The organism is Microvirga sp. GN3 (assembly GCF_055792825.1).
Genome location: NZ_JBVVAK010000055.1, coordinates 20,897 through 45,140 on the forward strand (window position 1 = coordinate 20,897; position 24,244 = coordinate 45,140).

Annotated in this window: 25 protein-coding genes; 19 read left to right on the forward strand and 6 right to left on the reverse strand. The window is 61.8% G+C overall.

The genetic code is table 11. The features are described from left to right. Nucleotides 1-167: 167 nt before the first annotated feature. Together eda and ACS5Q1_RS23925 are read right to left on the reverse strand one after the other, a co-directional pair. Nucleotides 168-833 carry a bifunctional 4-hydroxy-2-oxoglutarate aldolase/2-dehydro-3-deoxy-phosphogluconate aldolase gene (eda, locus tag ACS5Q1_RS23920; protein WP_473100511.1) on the reverse strand — a complete coding sequence of 222 codons (666 nt, stop codon included), beginning with the start codon at nucleotides 831-833 and terminating at the stop codon, nucleotides 168-170. Nucleotides 834-870: 37 nt separating this feature from the next. Beyond that, complete coding sequence (locus ACS5Q1_RS23925) at nucleotides 871-1,767, reverse strand: sugar kinase (RefSeq protein WP_473100512.1); 897 nt, start codon at nucleotides 1,765-1,767, stop codon at nucleotides 871-873. A gap of 549 nt (nucleotides 1,768-2,316) precedes the next feature. Here ACS5Q1_RS23925 and ACS5Q1_RS23930 point away from each other — a divergent pair. Both ACS5Q1_RS23930 and ACS5Q1_RS23935 read left to right on the forward strand, forming a co-directional pair. Continuing rightward, nucleotides 2,317-2,631 (forward strand): HU family DNA-binding protein, encoded by a 315-nt coding sequence (locus ACS5Q1_RS23930; RefSeq protein WP_203444097.1) that lies wholly within the window; start codon nucleotides 2,317-2,319, stop codon nucleotides 2,629-2,631. 301 nt (nucleotides 2,632-2,932) lie between these two features. Further along, nucleotides 2,933-3,682 (forward strand): extensin-like domain-containing protein, encoded by a 750-nt coding sequence (locus ACS5Q1_RS23935; RefSeq protein WP_473100513.1) that lies wholly within the window; start codon nucleotides 2,933-2,935, stop codon nucleotides 3,680-3,682. A 39-nt stretch (nucleotides 3,683-3,721) separates the two neighbouring features. On the opposite strand, the gene ACS5Q1_RS23940 is transcribed toward ACS5Q1_RS23935, so the two are convergent. Beyond that, nucleotides 3,722-3,961, reverse strand: coding sequence for a hypothetical protein (locus ACS5Q1_RS23940; protein WP_203443019.1), 240 nt, complete (start codon nucleotides 3,959-3,961; stop codon nucleotides 3,722-3,724). A gap of 261 nt (nucleotides 3,962-4,222) precedes the next feature. On the opposite strand from ACS5Q1_RS23940, the gene ACS5Q1_RS23945 reads away from it, so the two are divergent. Beyond that, nucleotides 4,223-5,035 carry a DUF1194 domain-containing protein gene (locus ACS5Q1_RS23945; protein WP_473100514.1) on the forward strand — a complete coding sequence of 271 codons (813 nt, stop codon included), beginning with the start codon at nucleotides 4,223-4,225 and terminating at the stop codon, nucleotides 5,033-5,035. Between the two features lie 65 nt (nucleotides 5,036-5,100). Here ACS5Q1_RS23945 and ACS5Q1_RS23950 read toward each other — a convergent pair whose 3' ends face one another. Further along, nucleotides 5,101-6,267, reverse strand: coding sequence for an extracellular catalytic domain type 1 short-chain-length polyhydroxyalkanoate depolymerase (locus ACS5Q1_RS23950; protein ID WP_473100515.1), 1,167 nt, complete (start codon nucleotides 6,265-6,267; stop codon nucleotides 5,101-5,103). A gap of 295 nt (nucleotides 6,268-6,562) precedes the next feature. Here ACS5Q1_RS23950 and ACS5Q1_RS23955 point away from each other — a divergent pair, with 295 nt between their 5' ends. Genes ACS5Q1_RS23955 through ACS5Q1_RS23965 form a run of 3 tightly spaced genes read left to right on the forward strand, consistent with a single transcriptional unit; the run spans nucleotide 6,563 to nucleotide 7,597 of the window. Beyond that, entirely contained in the window at nucleotides 6,563-6,799 is a 237-nt protein-coding gene (locus ACS5Q1_RS23955) for a hypothetical protein (protein ID WP_473100517.1), read from the forward strand. A gap of 2 nt (nucleotides 6,800-6,801) precedes the next feature. Further along, complete coding sequence (locus ACS5Q1_RS23960; RefSeq protein WP_473100518.1) at nucleotides 6,802-7,101, forward strand: hypothetical protein; 300 nt, start codon at nucleotides 6,802-6,804, stop codon at nucleotides 7,099-7,101. Between the two features lie 4 nt (nucleotides 7,102-7,105). Further along, nucleotides 7,106-7,597, forward strand: a complete 492-nt coding sequence (locus ACS5Q1_RS23965; protein ID WP_473100519.1) for a phage holin family protein — start codon at nucleotides 7,106-7,108, stop codon at nucleotides 7,595-7,597. Between the two features lie 136 nt (nucleotides 7,598-7,733). Here the strand turns inward: ACS5Q1_RS23965 and ACS5Q1_RS23970 are convergent, their stop codons facing one another. Continuing rightward, entirely contained in the window at nucleotides 7,734-9,569 is a 1,836-nt protein-coding gene (locus tag ACS5Q1_RS23970; RefSeq protein WP_473100520.1) for a DEAD/DEAH box helicase, read from the reverse strand. Nucleotides 9,570-9,624: 55 nt separating this feature from the next. Beyond that, entirely contained in the window at nucleotides 9,625-9,939 is a 315-nt protein-coding gene (locus tag ACS5Q1_RS23975; RefSeq protein ID WP_203443026.1) for a hypothetical protein, read from the reverse strand. Between the two features lie 158 nt (nucleotides 9,940-10,097). Here ACS5Q1_RS23975 and ACS5Q1_RS23980 point away from each other — a divergent pair, with 158 nt between their 5' ends. From ACS5Q1_RS23980 to ACS5Q1_RS24040, 13 genes are all read left to right on the forward strand, one after another. Then, the gene (locus ACS5Q1_RS23980; protein ID WP_473100522.1) at nucleotides 10,098-10,973 is read left to right on the forward strand and encodes a hypothetical protein; all 876 of its coding nucleotides are present in this window, start codon (nucleotides 10,098-10,100) and stop codon (nucleotides 10,971-10,973) included. Nucleotides 10,974-11,050: 77 nt separating this feature from the next. Beyond that, on the forward strand, nucleotides 11,051-12,298 hold the full coding sequence (locus ACS5Q1_RS23985) for an extracellular solute-binding protein (RefSeq protein WP_473100523.1): 1,248 nt from the start codon (nucleotides 11,051-11,053) through the stop codon (nucleotides 12,296-12,298). 110 nt (nucleotides 12,299-12,408) lie between these two features. Beyond that, entirely contained in the window at nucleotides 12,409-13,293 is an 885-nt protein-coding gene (locus ACS5Q1_RS23990) for a carbohydrate ABC transporter permease (protein ID WP_473100524.1), read from the forward strand. Further along, complete coding sequence (locus tag ACS5Q1_RS23995; RefSeq protein ID WP_203443030.1) at nucleotides 13,290-14,144, forward strand: carbohydrate ABC transporter permease; 855 nt, start codon at nucleotides 13,290-13,292, stop codon at nucleotides 14,142-14,144. Before ACS5Q1_RS23990 ends, ACS5Q1_RS23995 begins: the two co-directional genes overlap by 4 nt. A 10-nt stretch (nucleotides 14,145-14,154) precedes the next feature. Next, nucleotides 14,155-14,826, forward strand: a complete 672-nt coding sequence (locus ACS5Q1_RS24000) for an N-acetylmannosamine-6-phosphate 2-epimerase (protein ID WP_473100525.1) — start codon at nucleotides 14,155-14,157, stop codon at nucleotides 14,824-14,826. 105 nt (nucleotides 14,827-14,931) lie between these two features. Further along, on the forward strand, nucleotides 14,932-15,876 hold the full coding sequence (gene msrP / locus ACS5Q1_RS24005; protein ID WP_473100526.1) for a protein-methionine-sulfoxide reductase catalytic subunit MsrP: 945 nt from the start codon (nucleotides 14,932-14,934) through the stop codon (nucleotides 15,874-15,876). Continuing rightward, nucleotides 15,876-16,520: a protein-methionine-sulfoxide reductase heme-binding subunit MsrQ gene (msrQ, locus tag ACS5Q1_RS24010; RefSeq protein WP_473100527.1), complete on the forward strand. Its 645-nt coding sequence runs from the start codon at nucleotides 15,876-15,878 to the stop codon at nucleotides 16,518-16,520. Before msrP ends, msrQ begins: the two co-directional genes overlap by 1 nt. A 62-nt stretch (nucleotides 16,521-16,582) precedes the next feature. Next, entirely contained in the window at nucleotides 16,583-17,398 is an 816-nt protein-coding gene (gene modA, locus ACS5Q1_RS24015) for a molybdate ABC transporter substrate-binding protein (RefSeq protein ID WP_473100528.1), read from the forward strand. Then, nucleotides 17,395-18,090 (forward strand): molybdate ABC transporter permease subunit, encoded by a 696-nt coding sequence (gene modB, locus ACS5Q1_RS24020; protein ID WP_203443035.1) that lies wholly within the window; start codon nucleotides 17,395-17,397, stop codon nucleotides 18,088-18,090. The genes modA and modB overlap by 4 nt, the downstream gene beginning before the upstream one ends. After that, nucleotides 18,090-19,196, forward strand: coding sequence for a molybdenum ABC transporter ATP-binding protein (gene modC, locus ACS5Q1_RS24025; protein ID WP_473100537.1), 1,107 nt, complete (start codon nucleotides 18,090-18,092; stop codon nucleotides 19,194-19,196). The genes modB and modC overlap by 1 nt, the downstream gene beginning before the upstream one ends. A gap of 84 nt (nucleotides 19,197-19,280) precedes the next feature. Further along, nucleotides 19,281-20,546, forward strand: coding sequence for an aminopeptidase (locus tag ACS5Q1_RS24030; protein ID WP_473100529.1), 1,266 nt, complete (start codon nucleotides 19,281-19,283; stop codon nucleotides 20,544-20,546). Nucleotides 20,547-20,715: 169 nt separating this feature from the next. Beyond that, nucleotides 20,716-22,596: an ABC transporter ATP-binding protein gene (locus ACS5Q1_RS24035; protein ID WP_473100530.1), complete on the forward strand. Its 1,881-nt coding sequence runs from the start codon at nucleotides 20,716-20,718 to the stop codon at nucleotides 22,594-22,596. Nucleotides 22,597-22,625: 29 nt separating this feature from the next. After that, a complete protein-coding gene (locus ACS5Q1_RS24040; protein WP_473100531.1) occupies nucleotides 22,626-24,152 on the forward strand; it encodes an ABC transporter substrate-binding protein in 1,527 nt (508 codons plus the stop codon). Nucleotides 24,153-24,244 lie beyond the last annotated feature (92 nt).

Here is a 24,244-nt window from a genome sequence, read left to right on the forward strand (position 1 = left end):
GAGTATCACCAAGGGGGAAGGGCCTGACAATCCTACGAAATGTCAGCGACTATGCCGGCCCTAGAGCATCGGACCCAGAAGTGGACCCCACTTCTGGGTCCGATGCTCCTTCTCTTGGCTGGTGCATCCTTGGGCGCGGCCCTTCGGGTCCGCACGATGCGCTAGGATCATTCCTTCACGGACATGACTGCGCGTTGCGCCTTCGCTGTGATCTCGCCCCAGGCCTGAGCGCGGATGTCGGAGGTCTGGCACACCCACGATCCACCGACAGCCACTACATTCGACAGGGCAAGCCAGTCGCGGGCGTTCTTCTCGTCGATGCCGCCCGTCGGGCAGAAGCGTGCCTGCGGGAAGGGGCCCGCGAGAGCCTTCAGCGCCGGGATGCCTCCTGCTGCAACGGCCGGGAAGAACTTGACCGTCTGGAAGCCGTGGGCGAGGGCCGCCATGAGTTCGGACGCTGTAGCGATGCCGGGAATGAACGGCATCTCGCTCTGGCTTGCTGCTTCGAGCAGGTCTGGTGTCGCGCCCGGGCTCAAGGTATAGCGTGCGCCGAGGGCTTGCGCGCGCTCCAGATCCTTCGGAGTCAGCACGGTCCCGATGCCGACGATGGCGTCCGGAACTTCCTTGATGATGGCGGCTGCCGAATCCGCCGCCGCCGGCGTGCGCAAAGTGATCTCTAGCAGCCGCAATCCGCCCGCCACGAGAGCTTGGGCGAGGGGAACCGCATCCTCCACACGCTCGAGCGTGATGACCGGAACGATGGGACCGGCACGGAGGAGGTCGGCGAGCTTCTTGTTGCGGGAGCCGGCGATGTCCTTCTGGTCTTGAGGCATGGGAGGAGCTCCTCGTGTGGAGATTGGTATGAAAGGCTTATGGCATCGCATCGCGCGGGATGATCGCGCCGCGGTAGCGCACGACCTGGCCGGCAAGGCGGTGGCCTGCCGCAGCAGCAGCTTGTGGGCCCTTGCCTGACAGGCGCGCGTTTAGATAGGCCGCCGCGAAGCTGTCGCCGGCCGCCGTGGTGTCGACCACATCGTCGGCAGGCTCGCCTGGCACGACGATGTCTTCACCTTGCGACAGGACACGGCAGGTCAGATCGGGATATTTGAACACGATTTCGGCCCTGTCGGAGAAGGCCAGGAGTTCATCCACACCGCTCTTGCCGAAGAGGAGATCGAGGTCTTCAGTCGAGGCGAGAATGATGTCGGCATGCTCAAAGGCCTGACGGAAGGCAGCCCGAGCGATGTCCGGATCGGGCCAGCCGCGCGGGCGGAAGTTCGTGTCGAAGGCCACGCGCCCGCCTTTGGACCGCGCGGCGCGAAGCACGTTGAACAGGTGTTCCCGTCCATTGTCTCCGTACAGAGAAAGGGAGATGCCTGAGAGATAGACGAGGTCGTATGTGCCGATAGCATCAATGATATTCTCGGCTTCAGGCGCCTGGAACAGCAGGCGCGCGGCAGCAGTCTCGCGCCAGTAGGAGAATCGGCGTTCGCCTTTCGGATCGGTCTGGATGATGTAGAGACCCGGAAGACGCCCCGGCAGGCGCAGCACGCGTTGTGTCCCAACGCCTTCCGCGTTCCAGGCCGCGATCAGCTCCTCGCTCCAGCTGTCGTCGCCGAGCGCGGTGATGTAATCGGTCTGGGTTCCCAGGCGAGCCAGATAGACGGCGGTGTTGACCGTGTCGCCGCCATAGCCGCGGGATAGCCGGCCGTCGGCCTCCTCCCGAAGCTCGATCATGCACTCTCCGATGCAGGCGACCTTTGTCATGCTTTCACCGTGGCGTTTCCCGAATGTGGCGAGCTTAAGCTCGTTAATCGATCCAATACCCGCAAAGCTGCGATTTTGCGACAGGGGAAGTGACATCAAATTTTCCACTGATGTCCAGCCCCTAAGTACCCGAAAAGGTCAGGCAATCACGGGATAACTCGCCTCCGATCTTCAAGAAGCCGTTCTGCCAGTGATGTTTCTTTGCATTCAAGCCACTCTGGCCTCGTTCAGGGTTTGGCTGCAGAGCGCCATTCAAGGGCCCTAGAGGCAGCAATCAGGCCCGAATTGACGAGAAATCGACAAGTAATCCTTACTATTATGCGGAAACCGAGCTTTGCCATCTTTAATTCTCGGCTGAACGCGTTATGGAGATTCTGCTGTCTTACGCATTCACCATCTACAAAGGAGTTTCTGATGGCCAAGACTGCAACCAAAGTTTCCAAGAAGGCTCCGGCCAAGAAGGCCGCGGCGCCGAAGGCTGCAGCAAAGGCATCGAAGGCTGCCAAGGCACCTGCAAAGGCTGCGAAGGCACCGGCGAAGAAGGCGTCTGTGAAGAAGGTCGCGAAGGCTTCCTCCTCGGCGTCGTCTCCGATCCTGACGCTGCGCCACATCGCAGAGAAGATCTCCGAGCTGCACGAGCTTCCCAAGCGCCAAGCTAACGAGCTGATGACCCAGGTGGTCGAGATGATCACCAAGAGCCTGAAGAAGGGTGACAAGATTCGCCTGTCCGGCCTCGGCATCCTGCAGGTGCGCAAGCGCGCCGCTCGCATGGGCCGCAATCCTCAGACCGGCGAGCCGGTGAAGATCAAGGCCTCGAAGAAGATCGCCTTCCGCGCGGCCAAGGACCTCAAGGAAGCCATCTAATCTTCCGGCGCATGGAAAACCGCCTCGCGTGTTTTCCGATCAATCGAGCAGTTGGTTCGATGCAAAGAGCAAGGCAGGCTACCTGCCTTGCTCTTTTTGTTTATGGACGCGTATCCTCTTGCTGGGCTCGGGCATCTCCGTTTCAGGGGCGGTCCAGCTGTCTCTCTCAGCCGGGTCCGATGCTCCAGCCCTTGAAGAGCGCATCGTTGAGAGCGGAACCGGAAGTCTGCGTCACCGACCCGAAGGGCCACGTCAGTGAAAACCGGATCCACTTTTCCTTACGACGCGCTAGAACAGAGTTGTGCAGACTGATCAGCCCCAACCGCAGCGCCGCTCGCGAATCGCCCGGGTCATTCTCGGTCGGTTGGCTCTTTCGATCCTTCTGGGGCTCGGGATCGTCGGCGGATTGATCTGGGGCGAGGTCATTGCAATTCCAAACCGCCTCAATCCATTCACGTCCTTGCGCATCGCCGACGATGTCAGCTGGCTGACGCGTCTCAAGCTCTCCCGTCTCGAGCGGGATGGCGCGCAATGCCGCGCGGTTCTGAGGGAATCGTCCGTCTCGCACAGATCCGTGCCGGATCGTGCCATGGAGCAGGGATGCGGTCTCTCCGACGCCGTTGAAGTGTCGAGATCCTCGATAGGTCTGAACCGAGAATTCACCGCGACCTGCCCGCTCGCGGTGGCCTGGGCGCTGTTCGAGGCACATACCTTACGTCCGGCCGCGCGGCAGCATTTCGGGCAGAATGTGGCGCGGGTCACGCATTTCGGCACTTATGCTTGCCGCAATGTCAATCATCGTGCGGGCAGCCGGCGCAGCGAGCATGCGACCGCCAATGCCATCGACATCGCCGGCTTCGCGCTGGCGGATGGGCAGCAGATTACAGTGAAGGCCGACTGGGCGGGGAGCAACGCGCACCGGGCGGCGTTCCTGCGCGCCCTGAGAGATGGAGCGTGCAACTTCTTCGATGTCGTGCTCAGCCCCGACTATAACGAGGCTCACCACGATCATTTCCATTTCGACATGGGATCCTACCGGGCCTGCCGGTGAGGACCCGGATCGAAGACGATTCCCGACAGAGAACGAGGATCAGTTGAACGCGTAGCTCGGGGCCTCGCCCATCTGGGCGGCCTTGGCAGCCAGCAGCAGTGCTTCGCCAAGTTCCCGGGCATGCTCGGGCGTCATGGCGACAGGCATCTGGCGGCGAATGCCGCGCTCGTATTCCTCAGGCGTGGTCGCGAGTTCGATCACCATCATCGCATCGCGGCCATCGAGGGTGCCGACGGAGAAGCTGGTGAGAGCGCCGATCAGGTCCATATCCGGTTTCATTGTTTGCCCCTTGCGTAGCGTAAGAGATTTTTACCCGAAACGCCCACCCCCTGTCTGCTCTGCGTATAGAGAGTGGATTTTGTTACGTTTCCTCGGGGCCAGCATTTTTCTCAACCTAGCCGTTTTCACGGCTCCTTGGCGCCAATCGCCGCATCAGAGCCAGAAGCCGCTCGGCCGAAGCATCAAATGCCGGATTGGAGCGTTGACAGACAATAAACTTGGCAGCGGTCGACGGATCGAGGGCTGGGAGCGGAGGTGGTCATGGCGAATAGGTTCCTGAGTACTCTCGCGTTTTTTCTGCTGGCCGGTGATGTTCTTGCAGGCAGCCCCAGCGTCCCGGAAACCCAGCTCGATGTCGCTCTCGTCATTGCAGTTGATGTTTCGTCATCCATGGAGAGCGAGGAACAGGGCATTCAGCGTGAAGGCTTCATCGACGCATTCCGTTCGTCTCTCGTCCATGAGGCTGTCGAGAATGGGCCGCATGGCCGCATTGCCGTCACTTATGTCGAATGGTCGGGTGTGAAGGACCAAAGGGTCATCGTGCCCTGGACGGTCATCGACAGCCCTGAGAAGGCGAGGTCATTTTCCAACCAGCTTGCCTATCAGCCCATTCGTCAGGCGGGAATGACTTCGATCTCCGGCATCATCGACCACAGCCGCAAGCTCTTCGAGCAATTGGGCGGCGCTCCGGTTCGCCGTGTCATCGACATATCGGGAGACGGGCCCAACAATGATGGCCGCCACGTCGTCTATGCGCGCGATGAGGCCATTGCAGACGGCATCATCATCAACGGCCTGCCGATCATGTTCAAGCGAGCCTCGGGCAGCACGGAGCTGGAGGATCTTGATCTCTACTTCAAGGAATGCGTCATCGGCGGTGTCGGTTCCTTCGTGCTGCCTCTGCACGATCCCGAACAATTCGCCATGGTTGTTCGAACGAAGATCATGCGCGAGATCGCAGGAATCGATGACAAGCGATCCCTGATCGTCCCGACCCAGCTAGGAAGCATGAACTGCATCACGGGCGAACGGCGCAGGCAGGAGGATCTGCTGAGCCAGGAGAAGAAACCCTAACGAGCCAAGCGCCAAGTGACGCTTGGCTCCTAGAGGCGCCGACGCTGCTCCCGACTCCGAGGCGCTCACTTCATGAGGCCTGCCGCCCTGAGGGCCTTCGTGATCACCGAGCCGATATCCAGATGCGCGGAGGCCGATTGCCGGCTCTGCTGCTGCGGCTTGCGTGCGGCAGCCTCCGCTTTCGGTGCTTCCACTTCCGCCGGAAAAACGTGAAGAACTGTTTCCGCTCCTTGCAGAGTGCGTTCTTGCAGAGTGCGGTTAGGTTCCGGACGATGCCAGGTGTTGCTTTCGGTCGGCTTCGTTAGCCCCCAGAATTTCGCAATCTGATAGCTCGATGATATGCCGACATCGAGAAGAAAGGGGCCGGCTGCGCCGTAGCTGTTTTCATCGTTGCCGATGGCCAGCGGTGTGCCATGCGCCATGCCGGTGATGACGTATTCCTCGATGATCTCCTGGCCTGCCGCATCGGTCCAGGCGCGCCTGGGATAGCCGTTCACGATATCGCTGTGGCTCGGATCGGCTTGAAGACCATGGATGTTTGTCCATTGCTTGATGATTTCACCCGCATTCATCGGTTTGACCGTCGCATCGGCGCTGCCGTGCCAGACGGAGACTTTCGGCCAAGGGCCCTCGTGGGTGGAGGCGCTTCGCACGAGGTCGCCCCATTCGTCTGCCGTGCGCGTCTGGCCCTGGAACATGCACTCGAAGGCCTCCGGAACGCTGGTGGCGCAGCGATAGGGAAGGCCCGCGATGATGGCCCCGCCGGCGAACACTTCCGGATAGGCTGCGAGCATGGTTGCGGTCATCGCTCCACCGGCCGAGAGTCCGGTGACGAAGATACGGCTGCGATCGACTCCGTGTTGCTGAACGGCGTGGTCGACCATCTGTCGGATCGAGTGAGCCTCGCCGCGGTTGCGTTCGATGTCGCCGAGCTGAAACCAGTTGAAGCACCGCTTCGGATTGTTGGCCTCCTGCTGTTCCGCATAGAGGAGAACGAATCCATAGCGATCTGCGAGCGCCGACCAGCCCGAGCCGCGATCGTATCCGGAAGCCGTCTGCGTACATCCATGCAGGATGACTACGAGAGCCGGCGAGGGCTGAAGATCTTCCGGAACGTAAGTCAGCATTCGCAGGTTGCCGGGATCGGAGCCAAAACCGCTGACCTCCGTCAGCCGGCTTGGCATCGATGAACTCTCGAACGCGGTGGATGCCGCACTCGACGCCTTCATCATGGTTTCCCATTGGCGTCGGTAATGAGCCAATTGGCGAATCATCTGCCCTAAGCGCTGCATGATGGCGGGCCCTTTCGGTAAGGAGTTGTTATCTCAAAGCTAACGCCTCATATGGGGATTATGTTGCGATGCACAATATGTTTGCTGCAATGCAATATTGCAAGCGATGCGTTCAGGACAACTCACGCTCTCAGCGTGGCCGTTTCTTGACTGAGGTCAATGCTGCGATGGACGGTCCCGGCTAATCGTCCTGCATCCGCCTGTCGGATGAAATGCCTTTGCAAGGACCAAAATCATGCCGGATTTCGCAAGACTTGTTGAGGACCTCAAGCGCACCCGCGATGAGATCAAGCTCAAGATCCATCTCGGCTCGGAGGACATGCAGGACGAATGGTTCGAGATCGAGCAGCGCTGGAGCAGTTTCGAGAGCAGGGCGGAACTCGACAAGAGTGCCAAGGACGTGAGCGATGCAGTGAAAATTCTGGCATCCGAGCTCAGAGACGTTTTCACCAGGATTCGAAAGGCGCTTTGATCATGGCGAGAGGATCGGACCTCCATAACGAGCTCGACATGTTGCATGCGGATCTTCGCAAGACCTCGGAGGCTCGGCGAGATGCAGCCAGGACAGAGCCGGCCCCGCCGAAGGATGACGCTCCGGCTGCGAAGGCGCTCGGCGGAAAAGTCGAATGTGAAGAGCAGTTGCACGAACTGGGAAAGATGCTGTCCGAACATATGGAAAGCGTCGAGGATTTCCTGAAGGAACATCAATTGGCATCGACCCTGGCAGCCTTCGTGCTGGGCGTCGCGGTTGGGCGATCGATGGTGAGAGCGTGAGGCCATGATGGATAACGTCGCCCGCAATCTGCGCATCCTGTGGCGCGCCGAATCGATCATTGCGGATATTCGTGTCCGGCAGATGATGACCCGCTCCTCCCTGCGGGGCGTTGCCGCTCTGCTGGGTGTCTTCGCTTTCCTGATGGGCAGTCTCTCCCTGTTCTTCGCGCTGCAGCAGGCCTGGGGCCCGATCTGGGCGGCCGCTTTGATCGGACTTGCCAATCTTCTGCTGGCGGTCGTGCTGCTGGTGATTGCTCAGCGATCGAAGCCAGGGCGGGAGATGGAACTGGCTTTGGAGGTGCGAAACACCGCGCTGCAGGCTCTCGAGACGGATGCACAAGCCGTCCAGCAGCAGCTTGCGGAGTTTCGTGATGAGGTTCGCGGTGTCCGGGAAGCGGTGGTCGGTTTCGTGCGCCACCCGCTCGACTCCGTTCTTCCGAGTCTGCTCGTGCCGCTCGCCGGCGCAGTGCTCAAGGGATTGAAGAAGCCGGAGTAGCGTCGCTCCTTACGCCTTTGGAGCCTTCTTTCGGCGAACCGGATCCACTTTTGACTGTTGGGGCCCCTCAGGTCCGTACAATGCGCTAAGCAATGAAATAAATCAGGCCGGGACATGTCCCGGCCTGCTGTATTGATTAGGAGCGCTTGTCCGATGACCGCTTCTTGTCCTTCGGGCGCTTGTGATCATTCGGACCCTTGCTGTCCTTCGATCTCTTGTGCGGGGGAGGCCCGCCTCGTTCCTTCGGACCTTTCCCTTTCGGCTTATCCCAGGGCTTGCTGTCACGAGGCTTCATGTCACGGGGCTTGCCGGGACCGGCGTCGGCGGGCTCGATCCGGATGTCCTCGTCGTTGGTCTTGCGCACGGCGGAGGCAAATTTCGGCGCGTGAGACTTGGCGATCTCGAACTTCGTCTCGCGGTCGAAGATCTTGATCGAACCGATCTCCTTCTTCGTCACGTGGCCGAGGCGGCAGATGATCGGCAGGAGCCAGCGGGGATCGGCATTGTTGCGCCGTCCGACGCTCATACGGAACCACACCATGTCCTCGGACGAGCGCTCGAACCCGCCCTCGGACGAATCCCGGCCCCTGTCCTTGAAGCCGCGCAGGCGCTCATCCTGCCGCTCGCGCTTGTCCTTGCGCTGGCGCGGTTCGCGATCTGGGCCCGTATCCACGATCTCCTCGGGGGCGGGCAGCCGCGAACGGTTGAAGCGCACCAGCGCATTGGCGATCTCTTCAGCCGAACGCTCTGCGAGGAGCGCCCGCGCCATGGAGAGATCTTCCTCCGTCGTCTCCTCGGTGAAGATCGGATCCTGCATCAGCCGTTCCCGGTCGCGCAGGCGGATCTCGTCCGCGGAGGGCGGGCCGGCCCAGGTCACGTCCACGCCTGCCATATCCACCAGCCTCTCGGCTTTGCGGCGGCGCGTATAGGGCACGAGCATCACGCAAGTGCCCTTGCGCCCGGCGCGGCCCGTGCGGCCGCTGCGGTGCAGGAGGGTCTCGTGGTCGTTCGGCAGATCGAAATGGATGACGAGGCCGAGATCGGGAAGGTCGATGCCGCGAGCCGCCACATCGGTGGCCACACAGACCCGGGCGCGTCCATCGCGCAGCGATTGCAGGGCGTTGCTGCGTTCGTTCTGGGTCAGCTCACCGGAGAGGGCGACCGCCGCGAAGCCGCGTTCGATCAGGCTAGCATGCAGATGCCGTACCGCCTCACGAGTATGGCAGAACACCATGGCGCCACGGCTCTCGTAGAAACGCAGTACGTTGACGACCGCATGCTCGACTTCATTGGGTGCGATCCTGAGCGCGCGGTATTCGATGTCGCCGTGGGGCTCGTTCTCGACCAGGGTGTCGATGCGATGCGCCTCGCGCTGATAGCGCCGCGCCAGGGTGATGATGTTCTTCGGCAGGGTTGCCGAGAACAGGAGCGTGCGGCGCTCTTCCGGCGTGGCGTCGAGGATGAATTCCAGATCCTCGCGGAAGCCGAGATCGAGCATCTCGTCGGCCTCGTCGAGCACCACGACGCGCATCTTCGAAGTGTCGAGACGCCCGCGTTCCAGGTGGTCGCGCAGACGGCCCGGCGTGCCGACGACGATATGACAGCCATCGGCGAGCGCTCGCTGCTCCCGGCGCACATCCATACCGCCGACGCAGGAGGCGACGCGTGCGCCGGCCGGGCCATAGAGCCAGATGAGCTCCCGGTTGACCTGGAGGGCGAGTTCGCGGGTCGGGGCGATGATCAGGGCGAGCGGCTCGCGCGGCGCATCGAAGCGCTCGGCATCGCCCAGGAGAGTGGACGCCATGGCGAGGCCATAGGCGACGGTCTTGCCCGAGCCGGTTTGGGCGGAAACGAGCAGATCGTGATCGAGCGCGTCCGGCTGCAGAACGGCCGCCTGGACGGGGGTCGGATCGTTGTAGCCTCGATCGGAAAGGGCGCGTTCGAGGCTGGGATTGGTCTTGGGAAAGGGCATGAGGGTGTGGCTGAACCGTGTCTGGGGAGCCGGCGAGGGCTCCGAATAAGGATGATCAGCCGGAGGCAGCGGCGTCGTCTATTTCGTCGATGGACACCAGGAACACGACATCGATATCGAGGTCGTCGTCATAGTCTTCGTCGTCTTCGACCTCGTCCTCTTCGTCCAGGGCCTCATAGAAGGCATCGATCTCGTCTTCCGATGCGGGCCGTGTCGTCAAGGCAGCTGAGCCGTCCCAGAGGGAGCGGCCCTCGCTCTTAAACGACTTCAGGTCATCTTTAAAGCTCTCGCTGAGAAAGAGTTCGCGGGCTTGCCCCTCATCTGCGTTCGTCACGGCAACCGCTCTGCCGGCTATTTCCAGGGTGACCATGGCTCTTCCTTCACCGATAGGTTGATCAAAGCACTAACGCTTAAGGCTCAGATTCGATCAAACCGACCCTGCGTAAGACTTTTGGGTGCCAGGAAGGGTGTGAAAAGCCCTTAAGACCAGTATAGACACGAAGCGACCAATATGAGACCAGTTAAGCCGTGAACGCGACTGGCCCCATTCCCCGTTTCCGGTCCCTGGACCGGCTGTCCCTGCCAGGCTCCCGTGTCAATGAGGACGGGATCGGCCTGCGCGGGCCCTTTGCCTGGGTGATTGATGGTGCCACGGGCCTGTCGGAGGAGCAGTTGACGTCCGGGGGGAGCGACGCCGCCTGGCTTTCCGGTCTGATCGACAACCGGTTGACGGCCTTGGCTGGCGTGAGAAGGGCGGACGCTGTCCTGAGCCGCCTGGAGGCCGATATCGAGTCAGCCTTCCGAACGGAAACGGAGCATATTGGCGAGATCGGCGATCACCATCCCCCCTCAGCCTGTCTCGGCCTGATCGGCGTGGAGCCGGGGGAGGGCGAGAGCATCAGGATTCAGGGGCGCTTCCTGGGCGATGTGATCGCCCTTGTGCCGACTGAAAATGGAATCGTCCGGTGGACGGATGAGCGGGCGAAGCCATTCGAGAAGAAGACACTGGCCGCCCTGGGAGCTCAGGAGCATGAGCCGGGCTTCATCCCCGCAGCCGTGCGACGCCAGATTCTCGAGAACCGGACCAGGCTCAATAGGCCGGATGGCTACTGGGTCGTGAGCCCGCTCCGCCCGTGGGCCGGGCACGAGTTGTGGTTCGAGGCACAGATCGGGCTAGGTGAGGTTATCGTGCTCGCGACCGATGGCTTCATGCGGCTCGTCGATGTTTTCGAAGCTTATTCGGATCGCTCCCTTCATGCCCAGCTTGCTGCGGGCCGGGGGAGCGATCTGATGCAGGAATTGCGGGAAAGGGAGCGGAGCGACCTTATGGCAGGCGCCTATCCTCGTGTTAAAACCCACGACGACGCAACTTTTCTCGTAATCGCAGCCGAGCCAAAGGGCTGAAGAAATTCCGCAGAGCCTGTTGGAAAGGCAGGCTTCGCGGTGGGAGGACAAGGACTTCAACAATGAGGGAACTCAAAATGAAACTGACCCGACGCATTCTGATGGGCGCTGCCGCCGGCAGCTTCCTGCTCTCAGGCACCGCCGCCATGGCCCAGACCGAGCTGACCTTCTGGAGCTGGCGCCAGGAAGACAAGGCCTTCTACCAGGACGTCATCAAGAAGTTCCAGGCGAAGGAGCCTGGGATTACCGTGAAGTTCGAGACTTACGCGCCCGAGAACTACCAGACCATCCTGTCGACGGCGCTCGCCGCCGGCCGCGGTCCGGACGTGATCCAGGTGCGCGCCTACGGCAACCTGGAGTCCATCGCGACGCCCGGCTACCTGCTTGCCCTCGACAAGCAGAACGTGCCGGAACTGGCGAACTTCCCGGAAGCAGCGCTCGCGGCCGAGACCCTGCGCTCGGACGGCAAGGTTTATGCGGTTCCCTTTGCCATGCAGGCCCAGCTCGTCGTCTACAACAAGAAGATCTTCAAGGATAACGGCCTCAACCCGCCGAAGACTTGGGACGAGATGATGACGCTGGCTCAGGCGCTGAAGGCCAAGAACATCAATCCGTTCTCCAACGGCACGGCAACGGCCTGGCAGAACGAGACGATTGTCGGCGGTCTGCTCTCGTCCATGCTCGGCAAGGAATTCGAGGCCGACATCGTTTCCGGCAAGGCGAACTTCACCGATCCGCGCTTCGTCAGCGCTCTCGCCAAGCTGAAGGACATCAGCCAGTACTTCTCGCCGAACTTCATCGGCGTGGATTATCCATCCTCGCAGCAGCTCTTCGTGGCGGGTCGCGCAGCCATGTTCGCGGGCGGCTCCTATGAGGTGGCAAACTTCAAGAACCAGAACCCGACGCTCGATCTCGGCGTGTTCCCGGCTCCCGTCCTGAAGGCGGGCGACCAGGCGCTGATCGCCACCTATTACGATGGCGGCTACGCGGTGAACGCGAAGACCGAGAAGAAGGACGCTGCGCTCAAGTTCGTGCGCTTCCTCGCCACGCCGGAATACGGCACGGCCTTCACCAACACGCTGAAGAACCTCTCGCCGATCAAGGGCATCAAGATCGAGGATCCGATCACTCAGGATGTGGCGAAGCTCGCCGAGAACTCCATGTCCTACCTGATGCTCGTGCGCTTCCGCTATCAGGAACCGAGCGGTTCGGTGTTGCTGCAATCGAACGTGCAGAAGATGCTCGCCGGCCAGCAGACCCCCGAGCAGGCCGCTGCCGAGATCAACAAGGGCATCGCGACCTACTACAAGCCCTTCCAGAAGTAAGACTCTAACGAAAGGGCGGCGGGCTTTGGAGCCTGCCGCCCATCCCGAAAGCTTTTGATTTCATGCATGCCTCGCGCCAACAGCCCCGCTCGCTGAAGCACCAATTATGGGTGGCGTTTCTCGTCGTCCCACCCATCGTCTTCATGTCGCTGTTCGTGGTCTATCCGATCCTCTCGGCCTTCGCCTATGCCTTCTACGATTGGCAGGGGCTGGCACGCGGCGAGTTCGTCGGCCTGAAGAATTTCAAGGAAGTGCTGTTCGGCGCCACCATGGCGCCGGTCGTGTGGAACGCTTTCCTGCACAACGTCTATGCGCTCGTCGCGCTGATGATCATCCAGAATGGCGGCGGGTTCTTCCTCGCCTGGCTCCTCTACAAGGAGCCCTTCGGCTTCCGCTTCCACCGCGTGGCGATCTTCGTGCCGGTGGTGCTGTCGACGATCATCGTCGGGTTCCTCTGGAAGCTTTTCCTCAATCCGAATTTCGGCATCGTCAACCAGGCACTTTATTCAGTGGGGCTCGATTCTTGGGCCAAGCCATGGCTTGGCGATTCCTCGACGGCGCTCGGTTCGCTCATCCTCGCCAATGCCTGGCACTTCGTCGGCTTCCCGGCTCTCGTCTATCTCGCCGGCATGCAGCGCATCCCGCCTGAGGTCATCGAAGCGGCGCGGCTCGACGGCACCAATGAGTGGCAGCTTCTGAGGAATATCGTGTGGCCTCTGGTGGCGCCAAGCACCACGATCCTCTTCACGCTGCTCTTCATCGGCGCGTTCAACTGGTTCGAGATCCCTTACGTGATGGTGGGTCTCGACGGCTCACCCTTCGGCTCCACGGACGTGCTGGGCCTCGTCTTCTACCGCACGGCCTTCGGCAACCAGAGCGCCAGCATCCAGAATTTCGGCTTGGGTTCGGCTCTCGCCACGCTTCTTTTCCTCTTCATCGTCGTCTTCGCGTCCATGCTGACCCTGTGGCTGCGCCGTCGGGAGATCCAGTTTTGACCGCCATCACCTCCGATACGCCGGCAACACGCCAAGCCATTCCCTTTGTTTTGCTTGCTCAGGTCATCCTGATCGCGAACTCATTCATCATGCTCTATCCGGTCGTGGTGATGGTGCTCTCCGCCTTCAAGACGACGGGCGAGATCTTCGAGCATCCCTTTGCCTTGCCCGATTTCACGCAAGTCGGGAACTTCGCCAAAGTGCTCGGCGAAACCGCGATGCCGATTTATTTCGTCAATTCGGTCCTCGTGACTGGCACTTCGATCATCCTGATCCTCGTGCTCGGCACCATGGCGGGCTATGCGGTGGCACGCTACGAGTCGCGCACCAACACCTTCATCCTGCTGTTCTTCCTGGCAGGGCTGATGCTGCCGCTGAAGCTCGCCGTCATCCCGCTCTTCATCCTGCTGCGGGATCTCGGCCTGCTCGACAGCCGGTGGAGCCTGATCGTCACCTACACGGCCATCGGCCTGCCTTCGACGGTGTTCATCATGGCGGGCTTCCTGCGCACGCTGCCGGCAGAGCTCGAGGATGCGGCGCGCATCGACGGCGCCTCGGAGCCTCGCATCATGTGGTCGGTCATGCTGCCGCTGGCGCGTCCGCCCATGGCGATTGCCGCCATTCAGAACGCGGTGCCGATCTGGAACGACTTCTTCTTCCCACTGGTCTTCATCCAGACCGATTCACGCAAGACCCTGCCGCAGGGACTCACCACCTTCATGGGCGAATACACCACCGATTGGGGCATGCTGTTTGCCGGTCTTACCATCGCGGCGGCCCCCATCACGCTTCTCTACATCGCCCTGTCGCGCCAGTTCATCCAGGGCATGACGGCCGGCGCGGTGAAGTAGGAGGCGAAAGATGCTGATTCCGAAAGGCGCGCTCGTCGTTTCCTGCCAGGCCCGTGCCGACAATCCGCTCCATGGACCGGTCTACATGTCCGCCATGGCGCAGGCGGCGGAGGCCGGCGGAGCCAGGGGCATTCGTGCCAACGGCGAGGCGGATGTGGCGGCGATCCGTGCCGTGACGCGGCTTCCGATCATCGGAATCTCCAAAGTGTGGGACGATCGCTTTCCGGTCTACATCACGCCGGGCTTCGAGCAGGCTGAGCATATCGCGAAGGCGGGCGCCGACATTATCGGCATCGATGCGACGCCACGTCCGCGCAACGGCGATCCCGTGGAGCGCCTGATCGGGCGCATTCGGACCGAGCTTGGCAAGGAGGTCTTTGCCGACATTGCCACCCTGGAGGAGGGGCGAGCCGCCCATGGGGCCGGCGCGACCTATGTTGCGACCACGCTTGCCGGCTACACGGAGGAAACCGCTTCCCGCAAAACCGAGGGGCCCGATCTGGAGCTTCTATCGGTTCTCGTGGCGGAATTCCCGGTGCCGGTGATTGCCGAGGGGCGCTTCGACACGCCGGAACTCGTGGCCGAGGCTTTCAGGTGTGGGGCGCATGCGGTGGTGGTGGGGACCGCGATCACGAATCCGCGCGAAATCACGAGAAAGTTTGCCCGGGCCACAAGGCCTTGAGCTCGCGATAAGGCTTTGGAAGAAAAACTGTAACGGAAACGTGAGAGCATCTCTGGCGTTCTCGGGTGTACCCATTCACAATGGGTTTCAAACGAGGTTGATGCCGTGCTGATCCGCCACCCTGCCGATATCCTGCCGTCCGAAATCACGCCTCGGGAGGTCTATTTCAGCCGCCGCCAATGGATGGCCGGCGCGGCTGGGCTGGCCTTGGCGGCAGCCCTGCCCAAGGGCCTGGAGGCCGCACCCCTCTCCGCCGCCAAAAGTCCCTTCTCCACGGACGAGAAGAAGACGAGCCGCGAGGATGTCACGAGCTACAACAATTATTACGAGTTCGGGACCGGCAAGGAGGACCCGGCGGCCAAGGCCCACACCCTCAAGACCTCACCATGGACGGTCAAGGTCGGCGGCATGGTCGGCAAGCCCGCCGAGTTCGCGATCGAGGATCTCATCAAGTCATCGGCTCTCGAGGAGCGCATCTACCGCATGCGCTGCGTCGAAGGCTGGTCCATGGTGATCCCCTGGGTCGGCTTCCCGCTGGCAGACCTGATCAAGCGCGTGGAACCTTTGGGGAGCGCGAAATACGTGGCCTTCGAGACCGCCTATCGGCCGGAGGAGATGCCGGGGGTGGATTCCATCTTTCCGGTGCTCGAGTGGCCGTATGTGGAGGGGCTGCGTCTCGATGAGGCCACGAACCCGCTGACCATCCTGGCGGTCGGCCTCTATGGCGAGACGCTGCCGAACCAGAATGGCGCGCCGATCCGGCTCGTGGTGCCGTGGAAATACGGCTTCAAGGGCATCAAGTCGATCACGCGTATCAGCTTCGTCGATAAGCAGCCGGAAACGTCCTGGAATAAGCAGGCCCCGGGCGAATACGGCTTCTACGCCAATGTGAACCCAAGCGTGGACCATCCGCGCTGGAGCCAAGCGACCGAGCGGCGCATCGGGGAGGGTGGATTGTTCGTGAAGCGTCGTCCGACTTTGATGTTCAACGGCTATGCCGAACAGGTGGCGAGCCTCTATAACGGCATGGACCTTCGGAAGCTCTATTGATGGCGGGACAAGCCTCCGTTCAGGCAGACAAGAAAAGCTTTGCGCTGCCTCAGGTGCCGAAGATCGCCGTCTATATCGTCGGTTTCATCCCGGCGATCTGGCTGTTCTATGCCGGCATCACCGATCAACTCGGGGCCGACCCGATGCGCTATCTGGAGCAGGGGCTCGGCCTTTGGGCTCTGCGGTTCCTGATCGCGACCCTGACGGTGACGCCGCTGCGCCAACTCTTCAACATCAACCTGCTGCGCTATCGCCGGGCTCTCGGATTGCTCGCGTTTTATTATGCGGCCCTGCACCTCACCACTTATCTCGTGCTCGATCAGGGCCTCGATATGGCGGCAATCGTGGCCGACATCATCAAGCGCCCCTATATCACCATCGGCATGGCGACCTTCGTCATTCTCGTGCCCCTGGCGGCGACCTCCAACAATGCCGCGATCCGGCGCATGGGCGGACAGGCCTGGGCAAAGCTGCACCGCCTCGTCTATGTGGCGGCCATCGGCGCGGCCCTGCATTTCGTGCTCGTGGTGAAGTCCTGGCCGCCCGAGCCGCTTGTCTATGCCGCTATCGTGGCCGCGCTGCTTGGCTACCGGCTGGTCCGTTCCCTGGTGAAGAAACTCTCACCACGACGGCGGCCAGCTTGAAGGCCTGTCCAGGTTCGTTAGGATGCCTGCGCGGCAGACCATCACCGAGCGGGAGACAGGAGATGCGTTCGACACGAGCTTCAATCGGCAAATTTGCGAAAGGGATTGTCCTCGGGCTGTTTCTCTCAGGCTTCGCGCTGGTTGGCGGGGCCTCGGCCCAGACCAAAGACGTGGTGGTTTTCGCAGCCGCCAGTCTGAAGAACGCGCTCGACGATGCCAGCGCCGCCTGGATGCGCGAGACCGGCAAGCGGGTGACCATCTCCTATGCCGCCAGCAATGCCCTGGCCAAGCAGATCGAGTCCGGCGCTCCCGCGGATCTCTTCTTCTCCGCCGATCTCGACTGGATGGATTATCTGGCCTCGAAGGGACTGATCAGGCCCGAGAGCCGCGTCAGCCTGCTCGGCAATTCTCTCGTCCTCATCGCGCCCAAGGGCTCGACAATGCAGGTTGCGCTCCAGCCCGGGGTCGATCTCGCCGCGATCCTCGGCGGCAACCGACTGGCGATGGGCCACGTGGATGCAGTGCCTGCCGGAAAATACGGTAAGGCGGCGCTTGAGCATCTCGGCGCCTGGAACGGCGTGAAGGACAGGGTCGCGCAGGCGGATAATGTGCGCGCCGCTCTCCTTCTCGTGTCCCGCGGCGAGGCACCGCTCGGAATCGTCTACAAGACCGATGCCGTTTCCGATCCGAATGTGAGCATCGTCGCAACGTTTCCGGAAGAGAGCCATCCGCCGATCGTGTATCCGGTTGCGCTCACGAAGGACTCGACCAATCCTGATGCTCCGGCGTTCCTGGCTTTCCTGCGCTCGGACAAGAGCAAGCCGTTCTTCGACAAGCAGGGCTTTACATTCGTCGGGAAGGCGACCTCCGGTTCGTGACGGATTGGCTTTCCCCAGAAGAATGGACGGCCGTTCGTCTGAGCCTGAAGGTTGCCTTGGTGGCGATGACGGCAAGCCTCATTCCCGGCATTGCCGTCGCGCTGCTTTTGGAGCGCGGTCGGTTCTGGGGGCGGCAGATTCTTGATGTTCTCGTGCACCTGCCGCTGGTTCTGCCGCCGGTGGTGGTTGGCTGGTTCCTGCTGATCGGTTTCGGACGGCGCGGGCCCATCGGCTCATTTCTTGCCGAGCAATTCGGCATCGTCCTGTCGTTTCGCTGGACGGGTGCGGCGTTGGCCTGTGCCATCATGGGCTTTCCGCTGATGGTCCGCGCCATCCGCCTGTCGATCGCAGCGGTCGACCGCAAGCTCGAGGATGCCGCCGGTACATTGGGCGCGCATCCCGTCTGGGTCTTCGCCGTCGTGACGCTGCCGTTGATCGTTCCTGGCATCATTGCCGGCATGGTGCTGTCGTTCGCGAAGGCGATGGGCGAGTTCGGCGCGACGATCACCTTCGTGTCCAACATTCCCGGCGAGACGCAGACCATCCCGAGCGCCATCTATACCTATACGCAGGTGCCGGGAGGCGAGGGCGGTGCGATGCGGCTGACGCTCGTCTCCATCGTCATTTCCATCGCTGCTCTCTGGTGCTCCGAATGGCTGGCACGGCGGGCGCGTTCACGGATTCATGCGTGATGATCCTCGATGTCGATATCCGGCATCAGCAGGGTGCATTCGTGCTGCAGGCGCGCTTCCAGTCCGATGGCAAGCTGACGGCTTTGTTCGGTCCTTCCGGCTCCGGCAAGACGACCATCGTCAATGCCATCGGCGGTCTCGTCCGGCCGGATCACGGACGGATCGCCGTGCAGGGTGAAATGCTCGTCGACACGAGGAAGGGCATCTTCGTTCCCAAGCACAAGCGGCGGATCGGATACGTGTTTCAGGAGGGACGCCTCTTTCCACATCTCAACGTACGGCAGAACCTTCTCTTCGGCCGCTGGTTCACGCCTGGGAGAGAGCGGGAAGCGAGCTTCGATGGTGTCGTCGATCTTCTCGGCATCGGCCATCTGCTCGACCGGCGGCCATCCACGTTATCAGGCGGCGAGAAGCAACGGGTTTCCATCGGGCGCGCCCTTCTGGCCGATCCGCGATTGCTGCTGATGGATGAGCCGCTCGCCTCTCTCGACGATGCGAGAAAGGCCGAGATCTATCCCTATATCGAACGGCTGCGGGACGAGGGTGGCGTCCCCATCGTTCTCGTCAGCCATTCGGTTGCCGAGATTGCGAGGCTCGCCACATCTATCGTCACACTGTCCGAAGGACGGGTGACAGCGTTGGGCTCTGCTTCGGAAATCCTGCGGCATACCAATCTTTTCGCGCAATCCGGTCCGGTGGAAGCCGGAGCCTTGATCGAGGCCAAGGTCTTGAGACATGAGGACGCCTTCGATCTGACCGTGCTTCAGGCCAAGGCTGGTCCCTTGACGGTACCGCTTCTTGATCGGCCCGTCGGCGCGACGTTGCGCGTGCGCCTTCGCGCCCGTGACATCATCCTGTCCCTGAAGCGGCCCGAGGGACTGAGCGCGTTGAACGTCCTAGCTGGAAAGATTTCCTCCATCGACGACATCGGCGGGCCGAGCGTCGACGTGATGCTGGATTGCGGCGGCGACAGTCTTGTCGCCCGCGTGACCCGTAAATCGGTGAGCGAGCTTGGCCTTGCGCCGGGCCTCTACATCCACGCCGTCATCAAGAGCATCGCTTTCGATCCGGAGGCTCTTGGCGCGGCAAAGCCGCAGGATATGTGAGATTTTTGCCCCTCGAGGTTGCACCGGTGGCGGAGCCGTGTAGCCTCTCCAGCCAACTTTTTCCAGCTTCGAGAGCCTAAGATCATGAACGAACAGTTCCGTAACCCGGCCGATGCCACGTCCCATGCCAAGCTTCTCGACCGCCTGGCGGAGGTCGCCGTCCGCGTCGGGCTGGGGCTGAAGCCGGGACAGGAACTGGTCGTGACCGCGCCGCTCGACGCCGTCGCGCTGGTGCGGCGCATCACGGAGCATGCCTACAAGGCCGGTGCCTCTCTCGTGACGACGATCTTCTCCGATGAGGAGAGCACGCTCATGCGCTTCCGCCATGGGCGCAACGAGGGTTTCGACACGGCCCCGGCCTGGCTCTACGAGGGCATGGCGGCCGCCTACAAGAACGGCGCAGCCCGGCTCGCCATCGTCGGCGAGGACCCGTCGCTGCTCGCCAAGGAGGATCCGGAAAAGGTTTCCCGTGCCAACCGGGCCCGCTCCAAGGCTTATATGCCGGCGCTCAACATGATCGCGGGCTTCGATATCAACTGGACCATCGTCTCCGCCGCCACGCCGGCCTGGGCCAAGACGGTCTTCCCGGACGATCCGGAGGAGGTGGCCGTCGCCAAGCTCTGGCAGGCGATCTTCTCGGCCTCCCGCGTCGATACGCCGGATCCGATTGCCGCATGGGAGAAGCACAACGCGAACCTCCAGGCGCGCACGCGGATGCTCAACGAGAAAAACTATGCCGCCCTTCATTTCCGCGGCCCTGGCACGGATCTGCGCGTCGGACTGGCGGACGGGCATGAGTGGAACGGCGGCTCGACCGCGGCGAAGAACGGCATCGTCTGCAACGCCAACATCCCGACCGAGGAGGTCTTCACCACGCCGCACAAGGACCGGGTCGACGGCATCGTCACCAGCACCAAGCCGCTCTCCTACAACGGCACCCTGATCCAGGACATCCAGGTGCGGTTCGAGGGCGGGCGCATCGTGGAGAGCAAGGCACGCACCGGCGAGGCTGTACTGAACAAGGTTCTCGACACGGACGAGGGCGCACGCCGCCTCGGCGAGGTCGCCCTCGTGCCTTATTCCTCGCCGATCTCGCAGAGCGGGCTTCTTTTCTTCAACACCCTGTTCGACGAGAATGCCTCGAGCCACATCGCCCTAGGGCAGGCCTATAGCAAGTGTATCCGCAACGGAGGCTCCATGAGCGAGGACGAACTCACCTCGCACGGCTCCAACAAGAGCCTGATCCATATCGACTGGATGATCGGGTCCAATCAGATCGATGTGGATGGTCTCACGCAGGATGGAAGGGCAGAGCCGCTGATGCGGGGCGGAGAGTTGGTTACTCAGTAACAAAGGGCTGGCGTTTTTTGCCGCAGCGGATCTATGATCGTCACTATTACCTGATCTGATGCAAACAGAGCTTGACGCATCGGGCCTGTGGCTGTGATTGAAGACAGGTATCAAAGAGGTACTGGCCTTGCTCTCCGTAAGGCCGGTGCCTTCGCAAGAGCGTAGATGGATGTCGGACACAGCCAATCGTAACCCTCAAGATCGGGCTCTCCTGTCGGTTCGCTCCCTGTCGGTGGAGTTCGGCGGGGGAAATGGGGCCTTCAAAGCCGTCAAGGACGTCAGCTTCGACGTGCAGCCGGGCAAGTCCCTCGCGGTCGTCGGAGAATCGGGATCCGGCAAATCTGTCACTTCTCTCGCGATCATGCGCCTGACCGATTACACGGGCGGGCGCATCACCGGAGGGCAGGTGCTGTTTCGCCCTGACAGGGGCGAGGCCATCGATCTCGTCAAGGCATCAGACAGCAAGCTCAGGGAGATCCGCGGCAACGACATCGCGATGATCTTCCAGGAGCCGATGACGTCGCTGAATCCGGTCTTCACCATCGGCAATCAGATTTCCGAGACTCTGATCCTGCATCAGGGCCTCAACGGACGCGATGCACGCCTGCGGGCGAAGGAGCTGCTGCAGAAGGTGCGTCTACCCGATGCGGACAAGCTCCTCGACCGTTATCCGCACCAGCTTTCCGGCGGCATGCGCCAGCGCGTGATGATCGCCATGGCGCTCGCCTGCAATCCGAAACTCCTGATCGCCGACGAGCCGACGACGGCGCTCGACGTGACGATCCAGGCGCAGATCCTCAACATCATCCGCGATCTGCAACAGGAGATGGGGACCGCCGTCATCTTTATCACGCACGACATGGGCGTGGTGGCCGAGATGGCCGACGACGTGGTGGTGATGTGGAAGGGCGAGAAGGTGGAGCAGGCGCCCGTGCGCGACATCTTCGCCGCACCCCAACACCCCTATACCCGCGCGTTGCTCTCCGCAGTACCGCGCCTGGGCAGCCTGAAGGGCCAGCCGCTGCCGAAGCGCACGCCTGTGACGGTGATGGATGGCGGCGTGGCGAAGTCCGTTGGCGAGACGCATGAGCAGAACACCGCTGACTATACCAGGCCCATTCTCCAGGTGGAGAAGCTCACCACCCGCTTCGATGTCGGGAAAACCTTCTTCGGCCGCGTGACCCATCGCGTCCATGCGGTGGAGGAGGTGAGCTTCGACATCTATCCCGGCGAGACCCTGGCTCTGGTCGGCGAATCCGGCAGCGGTAAGTCCACGATCGGGCGCACGCTGCAGCAGCTTGTCGAGCCGACGGGCGGCACGGTACGCTTCGACGGGCGTGACATGGCCGCCATGAGCCATGGCGAGCGGCGGCGTCTGCGCCAGGAGATCCAGTACATCTTCCAGGACCCCTTCGCCTCGCTCGATCCGCGCCATACCGTGGGCTACAGCATCGCCGAGCCGATCATCGTCCACGGCTTGATCAACGACAGCAAGGCGCGCGAACGGCGCGTACATGAATTGCTGGAGCAGGTCGGCCTTCAGCCGCAGCATGCCAAGCGCTATCCGCACGAATTCTCGGGCGGTCAGCGCCAGCGCATCTGCATCGCACGGGCGCTCGCAAGCAATCCCAAGCTCGTCATTGCCGACGAATCCGTTTCCGCACTCGACGTGTCGATCCAGGCGCAGATCGTCAATCTGCTCATGGAACTGCAGGAGAAGAGACGGCTGTCCTATCTCTTCATCACCCACGACATGGCCGTGGTGGAGAAGATCAGCCATCGGGTCGCGGTGATGTATCTCGGACAGATCGTCGAGCTCGGCACGCGACAGGCAATTTTCGAGAATCCACAGCATTCCTATACCCGCAAGCTGCTCTCGGCGGTGCCGATTGCCGATCCGCAGCGCGAGCGGGCCAAGACGCGGATCGAGGGCGAAATCCCAAGTCCCGTTCGTCCGGTCGGACAGGAGCCGGCCATTCATCGCATGCGCGAGGTCGAGCCGGGACATTGGGTTGCGATCGAGCCCGATCAGCTCCGTGGGGCTGCGTGAGACACGATTTTCCAAAGGGAGGCAATAAGATGAAGTTCTCTAACACCATGAAAGCGCTCGGCCTTACGGCCGCCGTCGCCTTGGCGCCGCTGATGGCATCCGGCGCTCAAGCCGCCGGAGCGCTGACTACGGCCGTTGCCATCGATCCCGGCAGCTGGGATCCGATCGACACCTTCCTGGTCGACTGGTCGTCCGCCGCCAACAACATCTTCGATGGTCTGACCGCTCGCGGCGCAGACATGAAGCTGAAGCCCGGCCTCGCGACGTCGTGGGAGTTCCTCGACGACAACAATCGCATCCGCTTCAAGCTGCGGCAGAACGTGAAGTTCCACAACGGCGAGCCCTTCAATGCTGCAGCGGTGAAGTTCACCTTCGACCGACTCCTCGGCGAAGAAGGCAAGAAGGGGCCGCAGCAGTCGAACTATACCTCTATCGATCATGTGGAGGTCGTGGACGACAGCACCGTCGATTTCGTCATGAAGCAGGCCGACCCCGTCCTGCTGACGAAGCTTGCCGGCTATGGCGCCATGATCGTGCCGCCGAAATACATTCAGGAAAAGGGCGACGCTCATTTCAACATGAATCCGGTCGGCACCGGGCCGTTCAAGTTCGTGGAGTACAGCCCGAAGGTCAACCTGACGCTGGAAGCCTTCCCTGAGCATTGGGGTGGCGCACCGAAACTCGACAAGGTCGTGATCCGCTTCATCTCCGAGGCGAACACGCAGGTCGCCGAGCTCCAGTCCGGCCGCATCGATGTCGCGACGCTCATTCCCTTCGGACTTGCGCCGACGGTCGAGAAGAGCCCCAACCTGAGCCTGCTCAGCATCACCGGCCCGACCGTCGTCGCACTGCGCCTCAACACCAAAGAGGGCATTACGAAGGATGTGAATGTCCGCAAGGCGCTCATCATGGGCATCGACCGTGAGGCGATCATCAAGGCCGTGCTCCTCGGCCATGGCAAGCCGATTGCGAGCTTCCAGGCCGATCTGTCCTTCGGCTACGATCCGAGCCTGAAGCCGCTGCCCTTCGATCTCGCCAAGGCGAAGCAGATGCTGCAGCAGGCGAAGGTCCCGGCCGGTGCACCGGTGCGGATCGACTTCCGCGGCAATGACGCGACCTTCCGCGAGGTCGCGCAGGCAGCCGCCGGCTTCCTCCAGGCTCTCGGCCTCAAGCCCTCGCTCCAGCCGCACGAGCCGCCGGTTCTGCTCAACGATATCATCCCGAACGGCAAGACCGGCGAGGCCTGGCACCAGGCATGGGGCGGCTGGACCTTCGATTACGACAACACCGCTTACCTGATGTACCATTCGGGCGAGAAGTGGAATCCTTACGACAACGATCCCAAGCTGAATGCTCTCCTTGAGAAGCAGCGCACGATCTATGACGTGAAGGAGCGTGAGAAGGTTCTGCAGGAGATCGCCCGCTACGTGGCCGATCAGGCGCTCGAAATCCCGCTTTACAACCAGAACACGATCTATGGCGTGAACAAGCGTGTGAAGAATTTCGATGCTCCGGCCGACCGCCGCTTCCGTTTCACGGAAACCACGGTGGAATGACTTGAGGATCTTTGGGCATTTGCAGTAAGGGCAGGCGCCCGAAGATCGGACAATACAAGAGAAGGCCCCGCGCAAGCGGGGCCGTTTTTCCA